This window comes from Paenibacillus soyae, from assembly GCF_024623455.1.
Lineage (GTDB): Bacteria > Bacillota > Bacilli > Paenibacillales > Paenibacillaceae > Pristimantibacillus > Pristimantibacillus soyae.
The window spans coordinates 18,330-36,052 of sequence record NZ_JANIPJ010000031.1 but is presented as its reverse complement, the minus strand read 5'-3'; the positions used below and the strand labels follow the sequence as shown (position 1 = coordinate 36,052).

Below are 17,723 nucleotides of genomic sequence, written 5' to 3'. Positions count from 1 at the left end.
GGGCTTCGAACGCCAATCAAAGAGGCCTATGCGCTCTGCGCATAGGCCTCTGTCTATTAATGATTGTTCTCTTCGTTATTGGCTGCCGGTTAATCCTCTTCCCATCTTATTCTCTCCGTTTTCCGATCCGGTTTGTTGACCCTTCTGCCTTTCTCTTGCTCGCGGCGTTTGGCGTAAGCCAGCTCTTTCTCCAATTTAAGATAGCTCTGATATCGCTTCGGATCAAGCTCGCCGGAGGCGATAGCGCCTTGAATCGCGCAGCCGGGATCGTTCCGGTGTTGGCAGTCCCGATATCGGCAAGATTCGCTTAGTCTAACGATGTCTTCGAACGCCGCCCCCGCGCCGTCGTCCCTTCCGATTAGTTGAAGCTCCCGCATGCCTGGGGTATCGACGATAATCCCGCCATTAGGCAGCACGATCAGCTCGCGGTGCGTGGTCGTGTGTTTGCCGCGATCGTCTCCGTACCGGATATCGTTCACCCGCTGCAGCTCCTTGCCAGCCAAAACGTTGATAAGCGTCGACTTGCCGACGCCGGACGAGCCAATCACCGCCAACGTGCGGCCTTGGACGAGGTACGTCTCTAGGGCGTGGATGCCTTCCGTGTTTAAAGCGCTTATGGCGTGTACGGGCACGCCGGGAGCTATCGCTTGCACTTGAGCGGTCTGCCCTTCCGCATCGCTGCTCAAATCCGATTTGCTCAGCACGATGACCGGGCTTGCCCCGCTCTCCCAGACCAGAAGCAGATACCGCTCCAGCCGGCGAAGATTAAAATCCTGATTCAGCGCCATAACGATCAGAATCGTATCGATGTTGGCCGCTACGATCTGTTCCTCCGTCACCGCTCCGGCAACGCTCCGCGACACTTTGCTTACTCTCGGCAGGATGGCATGAATAATGGCGCGATCCGCCTCCTCCTTCATGACTACCCAATCGCCGACCGCGGGGAGATCGGCCCGCAATGCGGCATTGAAACGCAGCTTGCCTGCCAGCTCGCCCAGCCGCTCGCCGCCCGGCGAAGCCACGTCATAAATTTGCCGATGCTCCTTAACGATGCGCCCGACCGAATAACCGCGTTCACGGAACGGTTCATAGTGCTGCTGAAACACCGGGTTCCAGCCTAGTTCTGTTAATTCCAATGTGTAAATTCCTCCCATTATAATCCTGTCAGCGCAACAATCGCACACGCGCGCAACGCAAAGAAGCCGCGACGGATGACTTTCGTATCGGCGGCTTCGCAATGTCTGGTTATGCGCGAAAAAAGACATAGGAAAGCCCCGGAACCCTGCGCTTCGGTTCCGGGGCGATTCATTCATTGGCTCCCATGTTTAGAACAGTGAGCCGTGAGGATCGCCTCCTTGAGCCAAAGCATCGTTGATCATCATTTCAGCCATTGTCCTCACTCCTCCGTCGTCTTAGTGAATTAAATATAGCATGCATACCGCTCCGATTACAGGCCGAAAACAAGTATAACCAATTAGTTGGAAAGTTCTCTCTCCGTAGAAGAACGAGCCCAAAGGGAGGACCCTTTGAGCTCGTTCTAACAATTTCAGGATAATGCCGACGAAGACTGGCGCATGACGAGCACGGGAGGAAGCACGATACGCTCGGAGCGCTCTCCCGGCTGGCCGATATGGCGAAGCAGCAGCTGCACGGCCGTCTGCCCCAGCCGTTCGATGGGCTGGGCAATGGTGGTAAGATCCGTTACGGAAGCGAGCACCGTATCGTCGAACCCGACGATCGAACAGTCCTGCGGAATGCACAGTCCCGCTTGCTTGGCCGCCCGCAGCGCCCCGATCGCAAGCATATCGTTGCAGCAGAAGACGGCGGTCGGACGATTCTCTCCCTGGAGAAGCTCCAGAGCCCTGTCCTTGCTGTCCTTCATGCCGCTGCTTCGAACAAGAGCCGGATCGAGGGTAACGCCGGCCGCTTCGGCGGCCTGCCTGAATCCCCGTACCCTCTCCCGGCTGCTGCTGATCGACTCCTGCTCGGCCAGTACGGCTAGTCTGCGGTGGCCAAGCGCGATGAGATGCTCCGCAGCGGCGGCTCCCCCCGCGTAATCGTCCACGATAACGGTCGGAACGTTGACCGACGGGAGCTCGCGGGCAAGAAGGGCAATCGGAACGTTGTCGTGAAGCAGCGGCTCCAGCGCCGACGGATCCTTCATTCCCGTCCCGATAATGACGCCGTCCACCTTCTTCTGCTGAAGCAAAGCGGCGTAACGCTCCACTTTCTCGTCCTGGTTATCGGTGCTGCATATGAAGACGCTGTAGCCGTGACGCTGCCCCTCGTCCTCGACCGCCCTGGCGATTTCGGCAAAGAAAGGATTGGATATGTCCGGCACGAGCAAGCCAAGGGCATACGTCTTCTTGCTGGTCAACGCGGACGCGATCATGCTGGGCTTATAGCCCATGCGCGCCATGATGCCCCTGATCTCTTCGCGGCGTTCCTTGCTGATCTTTCCTTTGCCGTTAATGACATGGGACACGGTAGCAATGGATACGCCGGCTTCCTTGGCGATATCGTAGATGGTCGCTTTCATCATTCCGTTCTCCATTCACACTCGTTATGGTTCGTATTTCCATTATGCGCGTAAAAGAGAGCGCTATCAATCCTTATCTCGGAACCGCTTGCGGAGACACTAACCACTCATGGTCAGGGTCGTTATAAATTTTCCATGTGCGGGTCGGTCCGGCCATCACGTTCAAATAATAGACGTCGTAGCCGGGCGGCGCCGCCACGGGGTGATAGCCTCTCGGCACGAGCACCGCTTCGCCGTCGCGCACGGCAAGCGTTTCGTCGAGGGACCGGTCGTCCGTGTATACGCGCTGAATCGCGAAGCCCGAAGCCGGGTTGGTATGGTAATAGTACGTCTCTTCGAGCAGCGACTCCTCCGGAAGGAAGTCCCGGTCATGCTTGTGGGGTGGATAGCTGGACCAGTTGCCGCCGGGCGTGAACACCTCGACCACGAGCAGGCTGTCCGCCGGCTCGCTCTCCGGCAGGATATGCTGAACCAGCCGCTCCATGCTGCCGCTTCCGCGCTGCTCGACGGCGACATGCTCCGGCGCGATAAGACGCGCCTCATGTCCTGCTTGGCCTGGCGCCAAGCAAACGGCCAGCTCAAGCTCAGTCAAGGCGGTTACTTCGTAGCGGTCGCCGCTTGGCACGTATACCGCATAGGGCGGTATTTTCTCGAAGACGCTCATCCGCTTGCCGATCCCGCTCCAGCTGCCGGCGCTTGTCGCGACGTCCGCCTTGCCGCTAAGCAGCACCAAACAGACTTCCTGCCCGCCCGTTTCGCGGCGAAGCGATTCCCCCTCGGCCAGCTTGAACACTTCAAAGCCGACATAATCCCAGCCCGCCGACTGCGGCGTAATCGACAGAACGCAGCCATCCGCGTCAGGCGACGACTTGGCCGGTACGATGAATTGAACCATGCTTTTATACCCTCCTCGCCGATTCTTTTATGCCAGCTCGCTAAGCTTAACGGGCTTGCCCAGCTTAACGGACTGCTTCGCGGCCAGCGCGATGAGCTCCGCTTGAAGCCCGTCGAAGCCTTCGACCGGCAGCGGCCGGTCATGCAGCACGCTGTCTATGAACATTTTCGTTTCCTCGACATACGCCTCGTTGTAGCGCTCCAAGAAGAAATGCAGCGGCTTGTCGCGGCCGACGCCGTCTTCGTCGCTGACGACGACCGTATTCGGGTAGTCGTTGTCCGCGGAAACCGCTCCCTTGGAGCCAAAAACCTCGACCCGCTGATCGTAGCCGTACGCGGCTCTGCGGCTGTTGTCGATGACCGCGAGCGCGCCGCTGGCGAACGTCAGCGTCGTAATGGCCGTGTCGAGATCGCCCAGCTCGGCGATCGCCGGATCGACGAGCACCGCGCCTTGGGCGAATACGGATTCGACCTCGCTCCCCGTCACGTACCGGGCCATGTCGAAGTCGTGGATCGCCATGTCCATGAAGATGCCGCCGGAAACCTTGACGTACTCCGGACTCGGTGGATTCGGGTCCCGCGACGTGATCTTAACGATATGCGGTTCGCCTATGCGCCCTTGCGCGACCAGCTCTCGGAGTCGCTTAAAATTATGGTCGAAGCGCCGGTTGAAGCCGATCTGGAGCTTGACTCCGGCTTTCCGCACCGCTTGAAGCGCTTCTCTGGTCCGGTCCGCGTCCATGCTTACCGGCTTCTCGCAGAAGACGTGCTTGCCCGCCTCCGCGGCTTGAACGATCAAGGGGACGTGCGTGTCCGTCGACGAGCAAATAAAGACCGCGTCGATGTCCGGATGACGGATCAGCTCCGAGCTGTCCGTCGTTACAAGGCCGATGCCGCGTTCGCCGGCCCACGCTTGAAGTTCATCGCCGGCGAACAGATCGCTGATCGCGACGACCTCCGCCTCCGCCATGCGAAGCAAATTATCGGCGTGAATTTTGCCGATGCGCCCTGCGCCGATTATGCCTACTCTTACCTTCTTCATGCTGCTGCCGCTCCTTCCGATTCAGTCGCGAAGCCGGTCTTGGGCTTCGCGACTGTCCGTCCATTTATGCGCTGCGCTGATTACCAGCGGGCCGTTACCATTTTTTTGCGGGTATAGAACTCGACGCCGTCCGTGCCGTTGGCATGGAGATCGCCGTAGAACGAATCCTTCCAGCCGGAGAATGGGAAGAACGCCATCGGCGCGGGAACGCCCAGGTTGATGCCGAGCATGCCGGCGTCGATCGTCTCGCGGAACTGTCTGACATGGCTGCCGTCCTTGGTGAATAGGCACGCCCCGTTGGCGAAATTCGAGCGGTTGGCGATGTCGATCGCTTCCTCGAGAGTCGCGGCGCGCATCACCGATAAGACCGGCGCGAATATTTCATCCTGCCAGATCTTCATCTCGCAGCTGACATGGTCGAAGATCGTCGGTCCGACGAAATAGCCGTCTCCGCCTGCGGCGGCATCCTTGCGGCCGTCGCGCAGCAGCGTCGCGCCTTCCTGCTCGCCGGACTCGATGTAGCCGAGCGTGCGCGCTTTGTGGGAATGGCGGATAACGGGGCCCAGGAATATGCCCTCGTCCATGCCGTTGCCGATGGTGATCGCGTCCGCCGCCTGCTGCAGCTTCTCCACGAGCGGGTCGGCCGCGTCGCCAACCGCGATGACGACCGCGCAGGCCATGCAGCGTTCGCCCGCCGAACCGAAGGCGGCGCTTACGATTTGGGTGACCGCCGCGTCGAGATCCGCGTCCGGCATGACGATCGAGTGGTTTTTGGCGCCGGCCAGCGCCTGTACCCGCTTGCCGTTCGCCGTTCCTTTCTTGTAGACGTACTCGGCAACCGGCTGCGAACCGACGAACGAAACCGCGGCTACGTCCCGATTCTCCAGGATGCCGTTAACGACGTCATGCGCGCCGTGGACGACGCTCAGCACGCCTGCCGGCAGCCCCGCTTCCATCATCAGCTCCGCGAGCCGGACCGCGAGCAGCGGCGTCCGCTCCGACGGCTTGAGCACAAAAGCGTTGCCGCAGGCGATGGCCAGCGGGAACATCCAGCAAGGCACCATCATCGGGAAGTTGAACGGCGTTATGCCGCCGACGACGCCGATCGGATACCGATACATGCCCGACTCCAGGTTGCTCGCGATATCCGGCAGCTGCTTGCCCATCATCAGCGTCGGCGCGCCGGCCGCGAATTCAACGCATTCGATGCCGCGCTGCACCTCGCCGTACGCTTCCGTGTAGCTTTTCCCGTTCTCCTGCGTAATGAGGCGGGCCAGCTCCTCCCAATGCTCGACGAGCAGCTGCTGATACTTGAATAGCACGCGGGCGCGGCGCGGCACCGGAGTCCGGCTCCAGCTATGGAATGCCGTCTTCGCGGCGGCGACCGCCTCGTCCAGCTCCTCTCTCGAGGAGATCGGCACATGGGCCAGCACTTCCTCCGTTGCCGGGTTATATACCGGCTCCGTCTTGCCGGATCGGGACGGCACCCATTGCCCTCCGATCAGGTTGTTCAATGTGTTCACGTTAGCGTTCATCATCGGTCATCCCCTCTTTTTGTTGGATTGGTTAACAAGCTTACACGTTGATCTCGCCTTTGAGGCAGCGTTCGATATAGTCGTGAACCTGCGGCGCCGTCGGCATCGCGTCCGAGCAGCTGTGGCTGGAGATCACGATGCAGGCGGCCGCGCTGCCGAACTCCATGCTGGCGCTGATTTCCCAGCCCTGCATAAGTCCGTATAGGAAGCCCGCCGCATAGGAGTCGCCCGCTCCGAACGTCTTGACGACCTTCGCCGGGAAGCTTCTCGCCCGGTGGGAGGCGCCGTCCTTCGTATACGCGATCGAGCCGTCTTTGCCATGCTTGATAATGACGATGTCCGCCGAGTGGTGGAACCATTTGGCCGCCGTTATATGATCGTCGCGCCCCGGATTGCCGCCGAGTCGTTCCATCATGTCGAACTCTTCACGCGTACCGATAATAATGTCGCATTTCTCGGCCGCGAGATTGTAGTAGACGGCCGTTTCCTCGTCGGAGGTCCATGTGTACGGCCTGTAGTCGAGATCGAAGGCGATGGCGGTCCCGTGGCGCTTCGCGTAGTCCAGCGCCTGGAACACCGCTTCCCGCGACGGGCTTTGCGCCAGCGCCGTGCCGGAGATCAGCAGCAGCTTCGCATCCGCGATAAGCTCCTCCTTCACCTCTCCCGCCTCCAGCTTCAAATCCGCGACATTGTCCCGATACATGAGAATGCTGCAGTCTGTAGGGCTTTTAATTTCCGTAAAAGCAAGTCCTGTGACGGCCCCCGTCTTATCGACGGTCACGCCGGAGGTTTCAATGCCTTCCCGGTCCAGGTAGCCGGTAATGAACCGTCCCATCTGGTCGTCGGCTACTTTGCCGATAAACGCGGTACGCTGCCCGAGACGGGACATGCCGATGCAGATATTCGCCGGCGAGCCGCCCACGTATTTGGTGAAGGTAACCGTCTCCTCCATCGGGCGGTTGATTTCGTTGGCGTTCAGGTCGATGCACAGCCGGCCGATGGCGACAAAGTCCAGCGGCTTCGACGCGTCGAAAGCGATCCGTGATTTCGTCATCTTCTACTCCTTCCCGCCGGCGGCTTCAAGCCGAGCGTCAATATAGTGCAGCGCGTTCCGCGCGTATTCGAACGGCGGATGAAGCGCGGGGTCCTGCTCGCCTTCAAGCATCGCCCAGCCGTCATAGCCTCTGGCAACCAGCTCTCCGAGGATGGGCGCGAAATCGATGCAGCCGTCGCCGGGTACGGTGAACACACCCTTGCGAATGCAAGTGACGAAGTCCGCCCCTTCCGCCCTCGCTTCCTCTAATACCGCCGGCCGCACGTCCTTCAGATGGATGTACGCGATGCGGTCGTAATGCTTCCGAAGCACTTGCAGCGGATCGGCGCCGCCGTAATAGGCGTGACCCGTATCGTACAGCAGCCAGACGAGCGACGGGTCCGTCAGCTCCATGAGGCGGTCGATTTCCTCGGGCGATTCCACGACTGTTCCGCCGTGGTGGTGGTACGTCAGCTTCAAACCGTATTCGCGGGCGATGCTCCCCGCCGCGTTCAAGCCTTCCGCCAAGCTTCGCCAGCCGGCTTCGTCGAGACGGAGCACCTCCTTCTCGTTCGGCGTGCGGCGCGGATCGAAATGCAGCGAGCCGCCAACCTCCGCCGTGCTGATGACCGTGCTGCCCATTTCGCTTAGAAATTCGGCGTGTGACCGGTAAGCCGCCAGTTCCGACTCCCGGTAAGCGGGGTCAGAGAACAGCACGGACTTCCATTGCGAGACGAGCCTGATTCCCCGAGAGTCCAGCTCTCTCTTCAGGAGCGCCCGATCCTGCGGATATTTGCGTCCCATCTCCGTGCCGGTTAACCCCAGCCTCTGGATATCGTCCACAATCGTCTCGAACGTCGTGGCTTCCCCATGCTCCCGGACATCCTCCCCCACCCAGTTAATGGGATGAATGCCGATTTGAAAAGCTCTTTGTTTCCGCATGCAACTGTCCTCCCCGCTTTGATTGTCTGACCCGTTTGCCGGCCTCTCCCGTTCATGCAGCCGGGCAAACAGGCCGGCAAGCCTGCTTCTTACAGCTCCCTTGCTTTGGCGATTCCCGCCGCCATGGCGCGCTGCGCCGCCTCTACCTTCGGACTGGCCGACACCGCCGGCACGTCCACGCGCCACCACGATTCGTAGCCGTCCGAGTTCGTGCCGGGCAGCACCTTGATTTCGATCAGCGTCGACACGGTTTCCTCCCGCGCCTGCAGCAGCGCCTCGCGAAGCTGCTCGGCCGTGCGGACCGTATAAGCTTGCGCGCCGAAACTGCGAGCATGAGCCGCAAAATCCATCGGCATATAGCTCCCGTTCAACTGGCCCGTAGCCGCGTCGCGGAAGCGGAATTCGTTGCCGAAGCCGTCGCTGCCGTTCCCTCTTTGCAGATTGTGAATGCATTGAAAGCCGCTGTTGTCGAAGAGCAGCACCGTCAGCTTCACCCCTTCCTGCAGGCTGGTGATCAGCTCGGAGTGCAGCATCAGGTAGCTTCCGTCTCCAACGACGGCATAGACGTTACGTTCCGGAGCCGCTATCGCCGCGCCGAACGCGCCGCTGATCTCGTAGCCCATGCACGAGAAGCCGTATTCCATATGATAAGTGCCGGCCTCGGACGGCCGCCAAAGCCGATGCAGATCGCCTGGCAGACTGCCGGCTGCCGCAACAATGACGTCGGATGGCTGCAGCGTTTCGTTGATGACGCCGAGAGCCCGCGTCTGGGCCAATCCCGCTTCATGCTCGAAACCATACAGGCGGTCCACCTCGAGGTTCCACTCCGTCTTGCGTCTCTCGAGCTCCCCGGCCTCGAACCCGCTCGCGTAGCCGGATTTCGCAAGCTCGGCATGAAGGGCGGCGATCGCCGCTTTGGCATCGGCCGTTACCGCGATGCCGTTCAGCTTCGCCGAATCGAACGAGCTAACGTTCATATTAATGAATTGCACGTCAGGGTTGCCGAACGCGGATTTCGAAGCCGTCGTAAAATCCGAATACCGGGTGCCGACGCCGATAATGACATCGGCTTCCTTCGCCAGCTGATTGGCCGCCAGCGTCCCCGTTACGCCGACCCCGCCCATGTTCAGCGGATGGTCCCAGCGCATAGCGCTTTTGCCCGCCTGGGTTTCGGCGACCGGAATGCCGAAGGCCTCCGCGAACGCCGCCAGCTCCTCCGTCGCGCCGCTGTAATGGACGCCGCCGCCCGCGATGAGCAGCGGCTTCCGCTTGCCGGCGAGTACGCCGCATGCCCGCCGGATCGCGTCCGCGGCGGGCGGACGGCGATCTACCGTATGCACCCTCCGCTCGAAGAACGCTTCCGGGTAATCGTAGGTTTCCGCCTGCACATCCTGCGGCAGCGCGAGCGTGACGGCTCCCGTCTCCGCCGGATCGGTCAGCACGCGCATCGCCTGCAGCGCGGCGGTCATCAGCTGCTCCGGACGGACGATCCGATCCCAGTACCGGCTCACCGGCTTAAAGGCGTCGACCGCCGATATCGTATAGTCGCTCGGATCCTCCAGCTGCTGCAGCACCGGATCGGGCTGCCTGCAGGCGAAGTTGTCACCCGGCAGCAGCAGCAGCGGGATCCGGTTGACGGTGGCCGTGCCGGCCGCCGTCACCATGTTGAGCGCGCCCGGTCCGATCGAGGACGTGCAGGCTATAATTTGCTTTCGCGCGCTCTGCTTCGCGAAAGCCGTCGCCGCATGCGCCATGCCCTGTTCGTTTTTCCCTTGCATGAAGATTAAGCTTCCCGGACTTCTCTCCAGCGCCTCGCCAATGCCCGTCACATTACCGTGCCCGAATATGCCCATGACGCCTTTGACGAACTTCGTCTCCTTCCCGTCGACCGATATGTACTGGTTGTCGAGAAATCGAAGCAATGCCTGCGCCATCGACAATTTGATCGTCTTCATCGGATTCCCACCTTTGTCGTTAGATTAAGCGCTTTACCCTTTGCGAAAAAAAATTTGCGCGACACGCCGCATCGCCCGCCTGCCGGGCTGCAGCAGTGATTTTCACTCTTGCAGCCCAGCTGGCGATTTGGCATGAGTGAACGGAGCGCCCGGCAGTCTTTTCCATGCAAATGTTCGTTTAAGAGAGTACATTCGCTGGACGAGGCAACGCCAGAGCCGCCTTCAGGCTGCTAATCTCCACGCCCGCCAGCATCATGATGCCGATGCCGTGATTATCGTTCACCACGGTTCGCAAATCGTACATGTAGTAGTCCGGCGAGAACGAGTACCGGGACCCGCTGCATACGCCGTGGACGTTGCCCGACCGATCGATCGCGCCGCCCGTCAGGCCGCGCCAAGCCTTGAACGCTGCTTCCGCATAGAGCTCGCCGTCCGTCAGCCAGCCGAACCGGACGCCGCGGGCGAAGGCGTAGGCGAACATCGCCGTGCACGAAGCTTCCTCGTACGCCTCCGGCTCGTTCAGCACCTGCCTCCACAGCCCCGAATCGCTTTGCAGGGCCGACACTCCCGCGCACATCTCCCGGAAGAAAGACAGCAGCGCTTCGCGGTCCCGGTGATCGTCCGGCAGACGCTCGAGCAGCTCCGTAAGCGAGAACAGCACCCAGCCGTTGCCCCGGCCCCAAGGCACTCTCGTCGCCTGGCCGTATTTGAAGTCGTATACATGCGACATGATGCGCTCGTCTTCCATGAACAGGTACTGCCGGAACAGCAGGAATTGCCGCGCCGCTTCGTCCATCGCTTCCCGCTTCCCTGTCGCGACGGCATACCGCGTCAAGAACGGAGCGCTCATGTACAGATCGTCCGCCCACATCGTGCGGTCGAAATATTCGCCTTCGCTTAAGCGGTAGAACGCGCCGTCCTCTCTTCTCTCCAGCTTCCGCAGCATAAAGTCCGCGATCGTGTCCGCAATGCGCAGGAACGATTCGTCCCCTTCCGCGGAATAAGCCTCCAGCATCGCGGAGCCGAACGAGCCGCAGTTATCCAGCATCCGCATAAGGACCAGCTGGTGATTGACGCTCGGAAAGCCGTATTCGCCGCGATCCCATAACGAATAATCGTACATCGCCGTGCAGCTGCGGATGTGCTCCAGCGCGTAATCGGCCAAATCCGGCCGCTCAAGCGTCCTGGAAGCGCGAAGCAAGCCGTACATCGTGACGCCAAGCGGATAGTCCCAGCGCCCGAAGTTGGTTGCCGTGCCCGTCGTCCATTTGTTGCTCAGCATCGCGTTCTCGTAGTAGGGACGCACTCGGGTGTGCGGCGCGCCGGTCTCCCAGTAGACGCTGCCTGCCGGGCTGCCGTCCAGATGAACGGCGGGCAGAAGCGCCGAGGCTCTGCAAATATCGGACACGCCGATCCCCGCGTTCGGGTCTATCGGTCCCGCGTACAGCCAAGCGCCGTCGTAGCCGTGTACGCGCAAGGGCTGCTCGCATGCAAGCGGCTTGCCGCCAGCCGAAGCGCGGAGCTCGAAGCCCCAGCCATTCGAGCCGCTGAGCGTACGGATCAGGAGCTGCCTGCCTTCGCCGCCATCTCCGGCGCCAACCTGCACAAGCTCCCGGAAATCACCCGCTCCGGCAAGCTCCAGCACCAGCTCGCCGTCCATCCATATGGAGGAAGGTCCGTACACGCGGCCTTCCAATTCCACCGTTCGGCTGCCCGTCATCGCCAGCCGCGTCCATCCGTAACCCGCAGCCGGCTTCTCCGGCCGTCCATACTTACGCTCCAGGTTCGGCAAAGCCGATTCCGACGCCGTCCATGCCGTGCGGGGGAACCATTGCAGCCCCGTCTCCTCTTCCGCGCCCCGCTCATCCGGGAAGGCGCCTTCGCCGTAGCAGGACTTCTTGACCGGCGCGGAGTATACCCAGCCTGCGCTGCCGTCCCGCCCCGCGAACGGCGCGAGCACGTTCAGGATGCGCACCTTCGCTTCGTCGGCCCCGAATCGGCAGCCGAAGCCGGCTGGCGTCCTCCTGGCTTCGATCAAGATCCGGTTCCAGCCTTTCGCGAATACGATCGGGATGATCACGCGCGCGTCCGGCTTCATTTCCTCCACGGCGGACGTCCGGAACAGAAGCTGTCCGTTCAGGTACAGCTTAATCGGACCGAGCGGCTCCAGCACGCTGTCGATCGAACGCTCGTCGTCGCTCCAGACAAGCCCGTACAGGTAGGCGTAATCGCCGCTGTCCGCATCCGGCAATCGGGCCGCGAGCCCCATGTCGTAAAGCCCTTCTTCGTTCTGCAGGATGCCAAGCCGCGAGAAAGCGCGGTAAGCGAACGGGACCTTCGGATTGGCTCCGGCGTAACGGCCCGCCAGGAGCTCCAGAATGCGGCGAGCATCATGGCCGAACGCGTATCGCGAGCTGTCTCGATATTCCATATATGCGGTCATTGTAAGCTCCCCTCCTTGCCGTCAGCCGGCGACAGCCTTAGATGAAACGTCCGGTCGTACGGCGTGAGCACATTGACGACGAGCGTTTTGCAATCCGCCGGGAATCCCGCTCCGCGTATCGACTTGGCCCCATGCTCGTGCGCGCCGCCGTCCAGCTCGATCCAATCGGAGCCCGACGAATAGCGAACCGTGCCGTCCTTCCAAAATTGCGTGCCCGCTTCGGCATCCGCCCGCTCGCCTCCGGCGAATGTCCCTTCTCTGCCGAAGATAAAAGAAATTTGGGTCAGCATCACATCCGGCATGTCGCATTGGACGCGGAGCCGCCATCCGCCGGCCTCTTCCGCGAGCTCGACCTGCACATGATGGTGCTGCAGATGCGTCACTTCGCGAAGCTGATGAGGCAGCAAATACCAAGGACTGACCGGAGCTCCCGCCGATTCCGGAAGCCGCTCGGCCGCTACCGGGCCGTAGTAGCCCTTCGACTCCGAGCCCGCCAGCCGATAGCCGTCCTCAAGCGGCTCCAGCTCGTTCATCTTGATGAAGCCGGGCTCGAACGAGCTGCTGACCTGCACCCCGAGCAGCTTCGCCTCTCCGTGCCGGAGCGCGAGGAACGAGCTCGTCTCCGTCATGACGGTCATGCTCGTCATGCCTCTCCGCTCCCGGGCGACCGGAGCGCCGAACTCGGGATGCAAGCGGCTGTGATAGATCCGCCCGCCATGACCGGCCGATTCCATCCGGCTCAAGTACTGCTGGCGGTTGAACCTGCCGTTAATGACGACCTTGTAATGATCCGGCAAATCGGCCGGCTCCACCGCATGCTCCCGCAGCTCGGGACGGAGCAGCAGGCCCATCAGCCCGTTGTTCGGAATCGCTCCGGGATGCCTCGACGCATCGCCCGCCAGCTCGGCCAAGGCGGCGAACAACGGCTCCTGATCGAGATGCGCCATCAACGCCGCGACAAAGTGATAGCCCGACATATCATGCTTATGTCCGAAGTCCTGCCGTCCAGAATAGTCGGTCACGACTTCTCCGTCCGGATGGATAAGATAGGCCATCATCCGCAGGTTGCTGCGAACCGGCTCCAGTAGCTCCGGCCGTCCGAGCAGCTCGGCCGTATGGTACAGCATCACGTCGCTGACGCCGTTGTAGATGCCGTTGCTGCGCTCCGTCCACTCGCCGTCCTCCGTGCAGTCCATCCCTTCCGCGAGCCATGCGTCGGCACGAGCGATCAGCTGATTGTCTCCGGTTAACCTATGCAAGAAAGCGAGCGCGGCGGTCAGCACCCAGCGATGATTAGGCGTGTGGCAGCCGCCGGTAAGGATCGCGGGAACGGACCGCTCCAGGAACAGCTTTATGTTTGCCCGTACTCCGTCCAGCGCCGCCCATTCATGCTTCTCCAGCAGCTCGAGAAGCTGGGCAAGCCCGACGACGGCAAATCCCGTATCCGGCGGCGAATGCATATTCGTCCAACCGGGCGAGATCGTGCCGTCCGCATGCTGAACCCGGACGATGAACGCTGCCGCAAGCTCCAACGCTTCGAGCACGCGCTCGTCATGATAATAGCTCGACTCCTCGTTTACGAGAGCGCAGCCCCATATCGCCATCACCGCCAGCGTACCCGTATGGGTCGGCCACGCGATGCCGTTGTCCGGGTCGGCCACCCCGCCATAAAAGCGGCTGGCGCCGTCCGTAATCTGATTGTCTATCCCCGGCTTGACCCATTCATCATTAATGGCTGTCAGCTTCTCAAACATCGCGATCATCCTTCCCTTGTCCCTTCCGGCCGGCAACCGATCGCCGAATGTCTCTGAGCTCGGCCTCGATTCGTTCCGGTATTTCCTTATATAGAGCGTCCCACGGAACGAACAGCTCTCCGCGATTCGCCAGCTCCCAAGCGTCGTATTCAAAAGAAGGAGCGAACCGGTGATTCGCCTGTTGATAGGCGCGCACCAGCCGATTCGTTTCTTCGTCGTACAGCTCCCGCGCCTCGTACCAATCCGGCAAGGTCAATCCGTCCCTGCCGGCATCCCGGTCCGTCGCCGTCCTTGCGTCCGGCAGCAGCTCGAAGAGAACGGGAACCGGCGAGAACGCATGCTTGCCCGGCTGCGAATACAAGCTCACCGTCCTCCCCGACAGGTTCGAACGGTCCGGCAGCAGAGCCTTCAAGTACCGGCCGTGGAAGCTCGCCTCCGCGTCGGCTACCTGACCCGCTTTATCCACATAGACCCATACATGCTCCAGCTCATACAAATGCTGAATATCGTAATCCCAATAAATGGCGAATTCGATCGCATAAGCGATCGAAGCCTCCTCCCATTCCACGAAGCGCCGAAAGGACGGCGACCGCTCCCCCCGGCGAAGGAGGGATACGCCAACCCGCACCGGATAGAACGGTTCGTTCCGGTCGAAATACAACCGCGGCGCGTATGAAGCCGCAAGCTTCATGTCCATCGCTCTTATCCTCCGATAGCGGCCAGCTTACCGAGCAGCAGCTCGTGGCTGCGCTCGATTTCCTCCGGCGTGCATGCCGCTTTCAGCTCATACACCTTCACGGGCGCTGCCGCAATGATCGGAAGGAAGCGATCGAAGTAGCTCATATCGCCGCTGTGCACATAAGGGCACCAATGATCCGACAGCCCGACCGTCTCGTGAATATGAATGCCCACCACGCGGTCCTTGATCGCTTCCATCTCGCCCGCGTTATCGTATAAGCCCATGCGCTCCATCATCATGCCGTGTCCGAAATCGTACCATAGCCCCACCCTGGCGCCCTGGATCCGGTCGAAGACGACTGCCGCCTCGCTCAGCGTCGGCATCTGATAGCAGCGCGACCTCGTTTCGATTCCTATCGATACATCCCAGCCCTTGGCTTCAATTCGGTCGCATATATCCTCCAGGCTGTCTCCAATTCTCCGCAAATAGGTTGCCGCCAGCGCTTCCCGACGCTCCAGCATCTCGCTCCATAACGCGGCGTAAGCGGCCGATGCCGGCCCTTGCTCGTTGTACAGCCGCTTGAGCTCTTGATCGATGTTGTAGTCGAACGGCACCTCTCCCGGATGGACGACCACCGCCTTCGCTCCGTAACGGTGCGCATGCTCGGCGGAACGGACGACCAGCTCGATCGCTCGCTGCCGTTTCGCTTCATCGTCGAAGCCGAGCAGAACGGAATCCGTGCCGTAATCGGGATCGGGCACATGCGGGAACGTATTGTGCACGCTCGACACGCCGATCTCTCCCCGCTCGATCATCGGCTCGATCGTCGCCAGCAACTCATCCGTCACGTTATAGTTCAGCTCGACGTACCGGAAGCCGAGCTCCCGGATTTCATTAATCATCCCGCTGCCCGTCTGATGCCTTTTTATATTCCAGCATGTAGAAAACGAATAGCTTCCTTTGTCCTTCCCCATGTCTCCATTCCCTCCCGGTGACTTACGGCGAACAGCCGTTTCTCTTTTTACCCCTTAACCGCCCCGAGCATGACCCCGCTTACAAAGTACCGCTGAAGCCATGGATACACGATTAAGATCGGCACGGTTGCGAAGATGACGCTTGCCGCCTTCAGACTCTCCGGCTGCAGCATCGACTGCCCGGTCGCGCCTTCCAGCTGCATCAGCTCGCTGACCATATTGTTCTGGACCAGCTGGTACAGCTTTAATTGAAGCGGATACATCTCCGGGCTTGTAATATACATCAGCGTATCCGTGAAGCCGTTCCAGCGCCCGACGGCATAGAACAGGCTAAGCGTGGCGATGACGGGAAGCGACAACGGTACGATGATGCTGACGAGCGTCCGGAAGTGGGAGCTGCCGTCGATCTCCGCTGATTCCTCCAGAGAATCCGGAATATTCTGAAAAAATGTGATCAAGATAATTAAATAGAACGGGCTGATCAATCCGGGCAGGATAAGCGCCCATACCGAGTCCAGCAGTCCCAGATTGCGGACAAGCATGTATTCCGGAATGATGCCTCCGCTGAAAAACATCGTGATGACAATGATGAACATAACCAGCTTGCGGCCTTTCAGCTTTGTTTTGGCCAGCGGATAAGCCGCCGTAATGGACATAAACATACACATCAGGGTGAAAACCAGCGTCATCATCACCGTAAATCCAAGCGAACGGATCATCGACATGTCGGAGAACACCTGCTTGTAGGCGGTCCAGTTCAATTCGACCGGAATGAGACTGACCTCGCCGGACATAATCGCCCGCGCGGAGCTTAAGGATATCGCAATTATATGGATAAACGGAGCCAGACATAGCAGCACGAATAGTAAGATGGCGGTCGTGTTGATCGCGTCGAATGTCCGGTTGGCTTGTCGTTCACTCATGTCTTATCGCTCCTTTCTTTTCGAAGGTTAGAGGATGCTTTGATCCGTCAATTTCTTGGAGGCGTAGTTCGAACCTAGCACGAATACCAGACCTACGACCGCCTGGAACAAGCCGACGACTGTCGCGAGCGTGTATTGGCCGGACTCGATGCCCATCCGGTAGACGAAGGTGCTGAGCACATCCGAATAATCGCGGACGGCTGTGTTGCCGATAATGTACGGACGTTCGAAGCCGATTGCGATCATATGCCCCAAATTAATGATAAGCAGCGTCACGATCGTCGGCTTCAGCGACGGAAGCGTGATGCTCCATATTTTCCTCATCCGGCTTGCTCCGTCGACGTCTGCCGCTTCGAAGAGCTCTCTGTTGATGCCCGTCAGCGCCGCCAAATAAATGATCGTTCCCCAGCCTGCGCTTTGCCAGACTCCGACTCCCAGGTACGTGATTAACCAATCGTTTTTGTCAGTTAGGAAAGGGATAGCCTCAAAGCCCATTGCCGTAATCAGGTTGTTGATCATCCCGGACTGCGTGCCGAACACCTGGTAGACGATTCCGCCGATGATGACCCAAGAGATAAAGTGCGGGATGTACAAAATCGTTTGCGACAGCTTCTTGAACCAGGCGAACTTCAGCTCGTACAGCATGATGGCGAGTATGAGCGGCGCCGGGAACGAGACCAGCAAATCGAAAAAGTTAAGCATCAGCGTGTTTCGAAGCGTCTTATAGAAATCCGGCATCGCGAATACTTCTCTAAACCCCTCGAAGCCGATCCACTCGCTGCCGTTAATGCCCTGGAAGAAGTTGAAATCCTTGAACGCGATAATAATGCCGTACATGGGACCGTATTTAAAAAGTATAAAATAACTGACCGGTAAAACTAGCAGCGCATACAATTGCCAATATCTTCGTAAGTACGCAGTCGCTTTCAACGCCATCCACCCCTATCCGCTTACGTTGATGCCCGGAGACGGTCGTCCGTGACGGCTGATCGCCTCCGAGCTGTTTCTGT

The 17,723-nt window shown here is 60.1% G+C and carries 14 protein-coding genes; all 14 read right to left on the bottom strand.

Annotation, left to right across the window (positions count from 1 at the left end):
• Positions 1-89: 89 nt before the first annotated feature.
• Positions 90-1,136 (bottom strand): ribosome small subunit-dependent GTPase A, encoded by a 1,047-nt coding sequence (gene rsgA, locus NQZ67_RS27765; protein WP_257452388.1) that lies wholly within the window; start codon positions 1,134-1,136, stop codon positions 90-92.
• A gap of 410 nt (positions 1,137-1,546) precedes the next feature.
• Positions 1,547-2,539 carry a LacI family DNA-binding transcriptional regulator gene (locus NQZ67_RS27760; RefSeq protein WP_257452442.1) on the bottom strand — a complete coding sequence of 331 codons (993 nt, stop codon included), beginning with the start codon at positions 2,537-2,539 and terminating at the stop codon, positions 1,547-1,549.
• Between the two features lie 73 nt (positions 2,540-2,612).
• Positions 2,613-3,434, bottom strand: coding sequence for a 5-deoxy-glucuronate isomerase (iolB, locus tag NQZ67_RS27755; protein ID WP_257452386.1), 822 nt, complete (start codon positions 3,432-3,434; stop codon positions 2,613-2,615).
• 27 nt (positions 3,435-3,461) lie between these two features.
• Positions 3,462-4,475 (bottom strand): inositol 2-dehydrogenase, encoded by a 1,014-nt coding sequence (iolG, locus tag NQZ67_RS27750; RefSeq protein ID WP_257452385.1) that lies wholly within the window; start codon positions 4,473-4,475, stop codon positions 3,462-3,464.
• Between the two features lie 80 nt (positions 4,476-4,555).
• Positions 4,556-6,013 carry a CoA-acylating methylmalonate-semialdehyde dehydrogenase gene (locus tag NQZ67_RS27745; RefSeq protein ID WP_306813104.1) on the bottom strand — a complete coding sequence of 486 codons (1,458 nt, stop codon included), beginning with the start codon at positions 6,011-6,013 and terminating at the stop codon, positions 4,556-4,558.
• Positions 6,014-6,050: 37 nt separating this feature from the next.
• Positions 6,051-7,064, bottom strand: coding sequence for a 5-dehydro-2-deoxygluconokinase (iolC, locus tag NQZ67_RS27740; RefSeq protein ID WP_257452383.1), 1,014 nt, complete (start codon positions 7,062-7,064; stop codon positions 6,051-6,053).
• A 3-nt stretch (positions 7,065-7,067) separates the two neighbouring features.
• The gene (iolE, locus tag NQZ67_RS27735; RefSeq protein ID WP_257452382.1) at positions 7,068-7,985 is read right to left on the bottom strand and encodes a myo-inosose-2 dehydratase; all 918 of its coding nucleotides are present in this window, start codon (positions 7,983-7,985) and stop codon (positions 7,068-7,070) included.
• An 89-nt stretch (positions 7,986-8,074) separates the two neighbouring features.
• A complete protein-coding gene (gene iolD / locus NQZ67_RS27730) occupies positions 8,075-9,940 on the bottom strand; it encodes a 3D-(3,5/4)-trihydroxycyclohexane-1,2-dione acylhydrolase (decyclizing) (RefSeq protein ID WP_257452380.1) in 1,866 nt (621 codons plus the stop codon).
• A gap of 178 nt (positions 9,941-10,118) precedes the next feature.
• Positions 10,119-12,383, bottom strand: a complete 2,265-nt coding sequence (locus NQZ67_RS27725; RefSeq protein WP_257452378.1) for a glycoside hydrolase family 88/105 protein — start codon at positions 12,381-12,383, stop codon at positions 10,119-10,121.
• Complete coding sequence (locus NQZ67_RS27720) at positions 12,380-14,146, bottom strand: hypothetical protein (protein WP_306813103.1); 1,767 nt, start codon at positions 14,144-14,146, stop codon at positions 12,380-12,382. The genes NQZ67_RS27725 and NQZ67_RS27720 overlap by 4 nt, the downstream gene beginning before the upstream one ends.
• Positions 14,130-14,834: a hypothetical protein gene (locus NQZ67_RS27715; protein WP_257452376.1), complete on the bottom strand. Its 705-nt coding sequence runs from the start codon at positions 14,832-14,834 to the stop codon at positions 14,130-14,132. The genes NQZ67_RS27720 and NQZ67_RS27715 overlap by 17 nt, the downstream gene beginning before the upstream one ends.
• Before the next feature lie 5 nt (positions 14,835-14,839).
• Positions 14,840-15,790, bottom strand: coding sequence for a sugar phosphate isomerase/epimerase family protein (locus tag NQZ67_RS27710; protein ID WP_257452375.1), 951 nt, complete (start codon positions 15,788-15,790; stop codon positions 14,840-14,842).
• Positions 15,791-15,837: 47 nt separating this feature from the next.
• Positions 15,838-16,713 (bottom strand): carbohydrate ABC transporter permease, encoded by an 876-nt coding sequence (locus NQZ67_RS27705; protein WP_257452373.1) that lies wholly within the window; start codon positions 16,711-16,713, stop codon positions 15,838-15,840.
• Positions 16,714-16,740: 27 nt separating this feature from the next.
• On the bottom strand, positions 16,741-17,649 hold the full coding sequence (locus NQZ67_RS27700; protein ID WP_257452372.1) for an ABC transporter permease: 909 nt from the start codon (positions 17,647-17,649) through the stop codon (positions 16,741-16,743).
• Positions 17,650-17,723: the final 74 nt, after the last annotated feature.

Coding starts and splice junctions, on each gene's coding strand:
- iolD (WP_257452380.1), bottom strand. CDS start 9,940: ATGAAGACGATCAAATTGTCGATGGCGCAGGCATTGCTTCGATTTCTC.
- NQZ67_RS27745 (WP_306813104.1), bottom strand. CDS start 6,013: ATGATGAACGCTAACGTGAACACATTGAACAACCTGATCGGAGGGCAA.
- NQZ67_RS27725 (WP_257452378.1), bottom strand. CDS start 12,383: ATGACCGCATATATGGAATATCGAGACAGCTCGCGATACGCGTTCGGC.
- iolG (WP_257452385.1), bottom strand. CDS start 4,475: ATGAAGAAGGTAAGAGTAGGCATAATCGGCGCAGGGCGCATCGGCAAA.
- NQZ67_RS27700 (WP_257452372.1), bottom strand. CDS start 17,649: ATGGCGTTGAAAGCGACTGCGTACTTACGAAGATATTGGCAATTGTAT.
- iolB (WP_257452386.1), bottom strand. CDS start 3,434: ATGGTTCAATTCATCGTACCGGCCAAGTCGTCGCCTGACGCGGATGGC.
- NQZ67_RS27705 (WP_257452373.1), bottom strand. CDS start 16,713: ATGAGTGAACGACAAGCCAACCGGACATTCGACGCGATCAACACGACC.
- iolE (WP_257452382.1), bottom strand. CDS start 7,985: ATGCGGAAACAAAGAGCTTTTCAAATCGGCATTCATCCCATTAACTGG.
- NQZ67_RS27710 (WP_257452375.1), bottom strand. CDS start 15,790: ATGGGGAAGGACAAAGGAAGCTATTCGTTTTCTACATGCTGGAATATA.
- iolC (WP_257452383.1), bottom strand. CDS start 7,064: ATGACGAAATCACGGATCGCTTTCGACGCGTCGAAGCCGCTGGACTTT.
- NQZ67_RS27715 (WP_257452376.1), bottom strand. CDS start 14,834: ATGGACATGAAGCTTGCGGCTTCATACGCGCCGCGGTTGTATTTCGAC.
- NQZ67_RS27720 (WP_306813103.1), bottom strand. CDS start 14,146: ATGATCGCGATGTTTGAGAAGCTGACAGCCATTAATGATGAATGGGTC.
- NQZ67_RS27760 (WP_257452442.1), bottom strand. CDS start 2,539: ATGAAAGCGACCATCTACGATATCGCCAAGGAAGCCGGCGTATCCATT.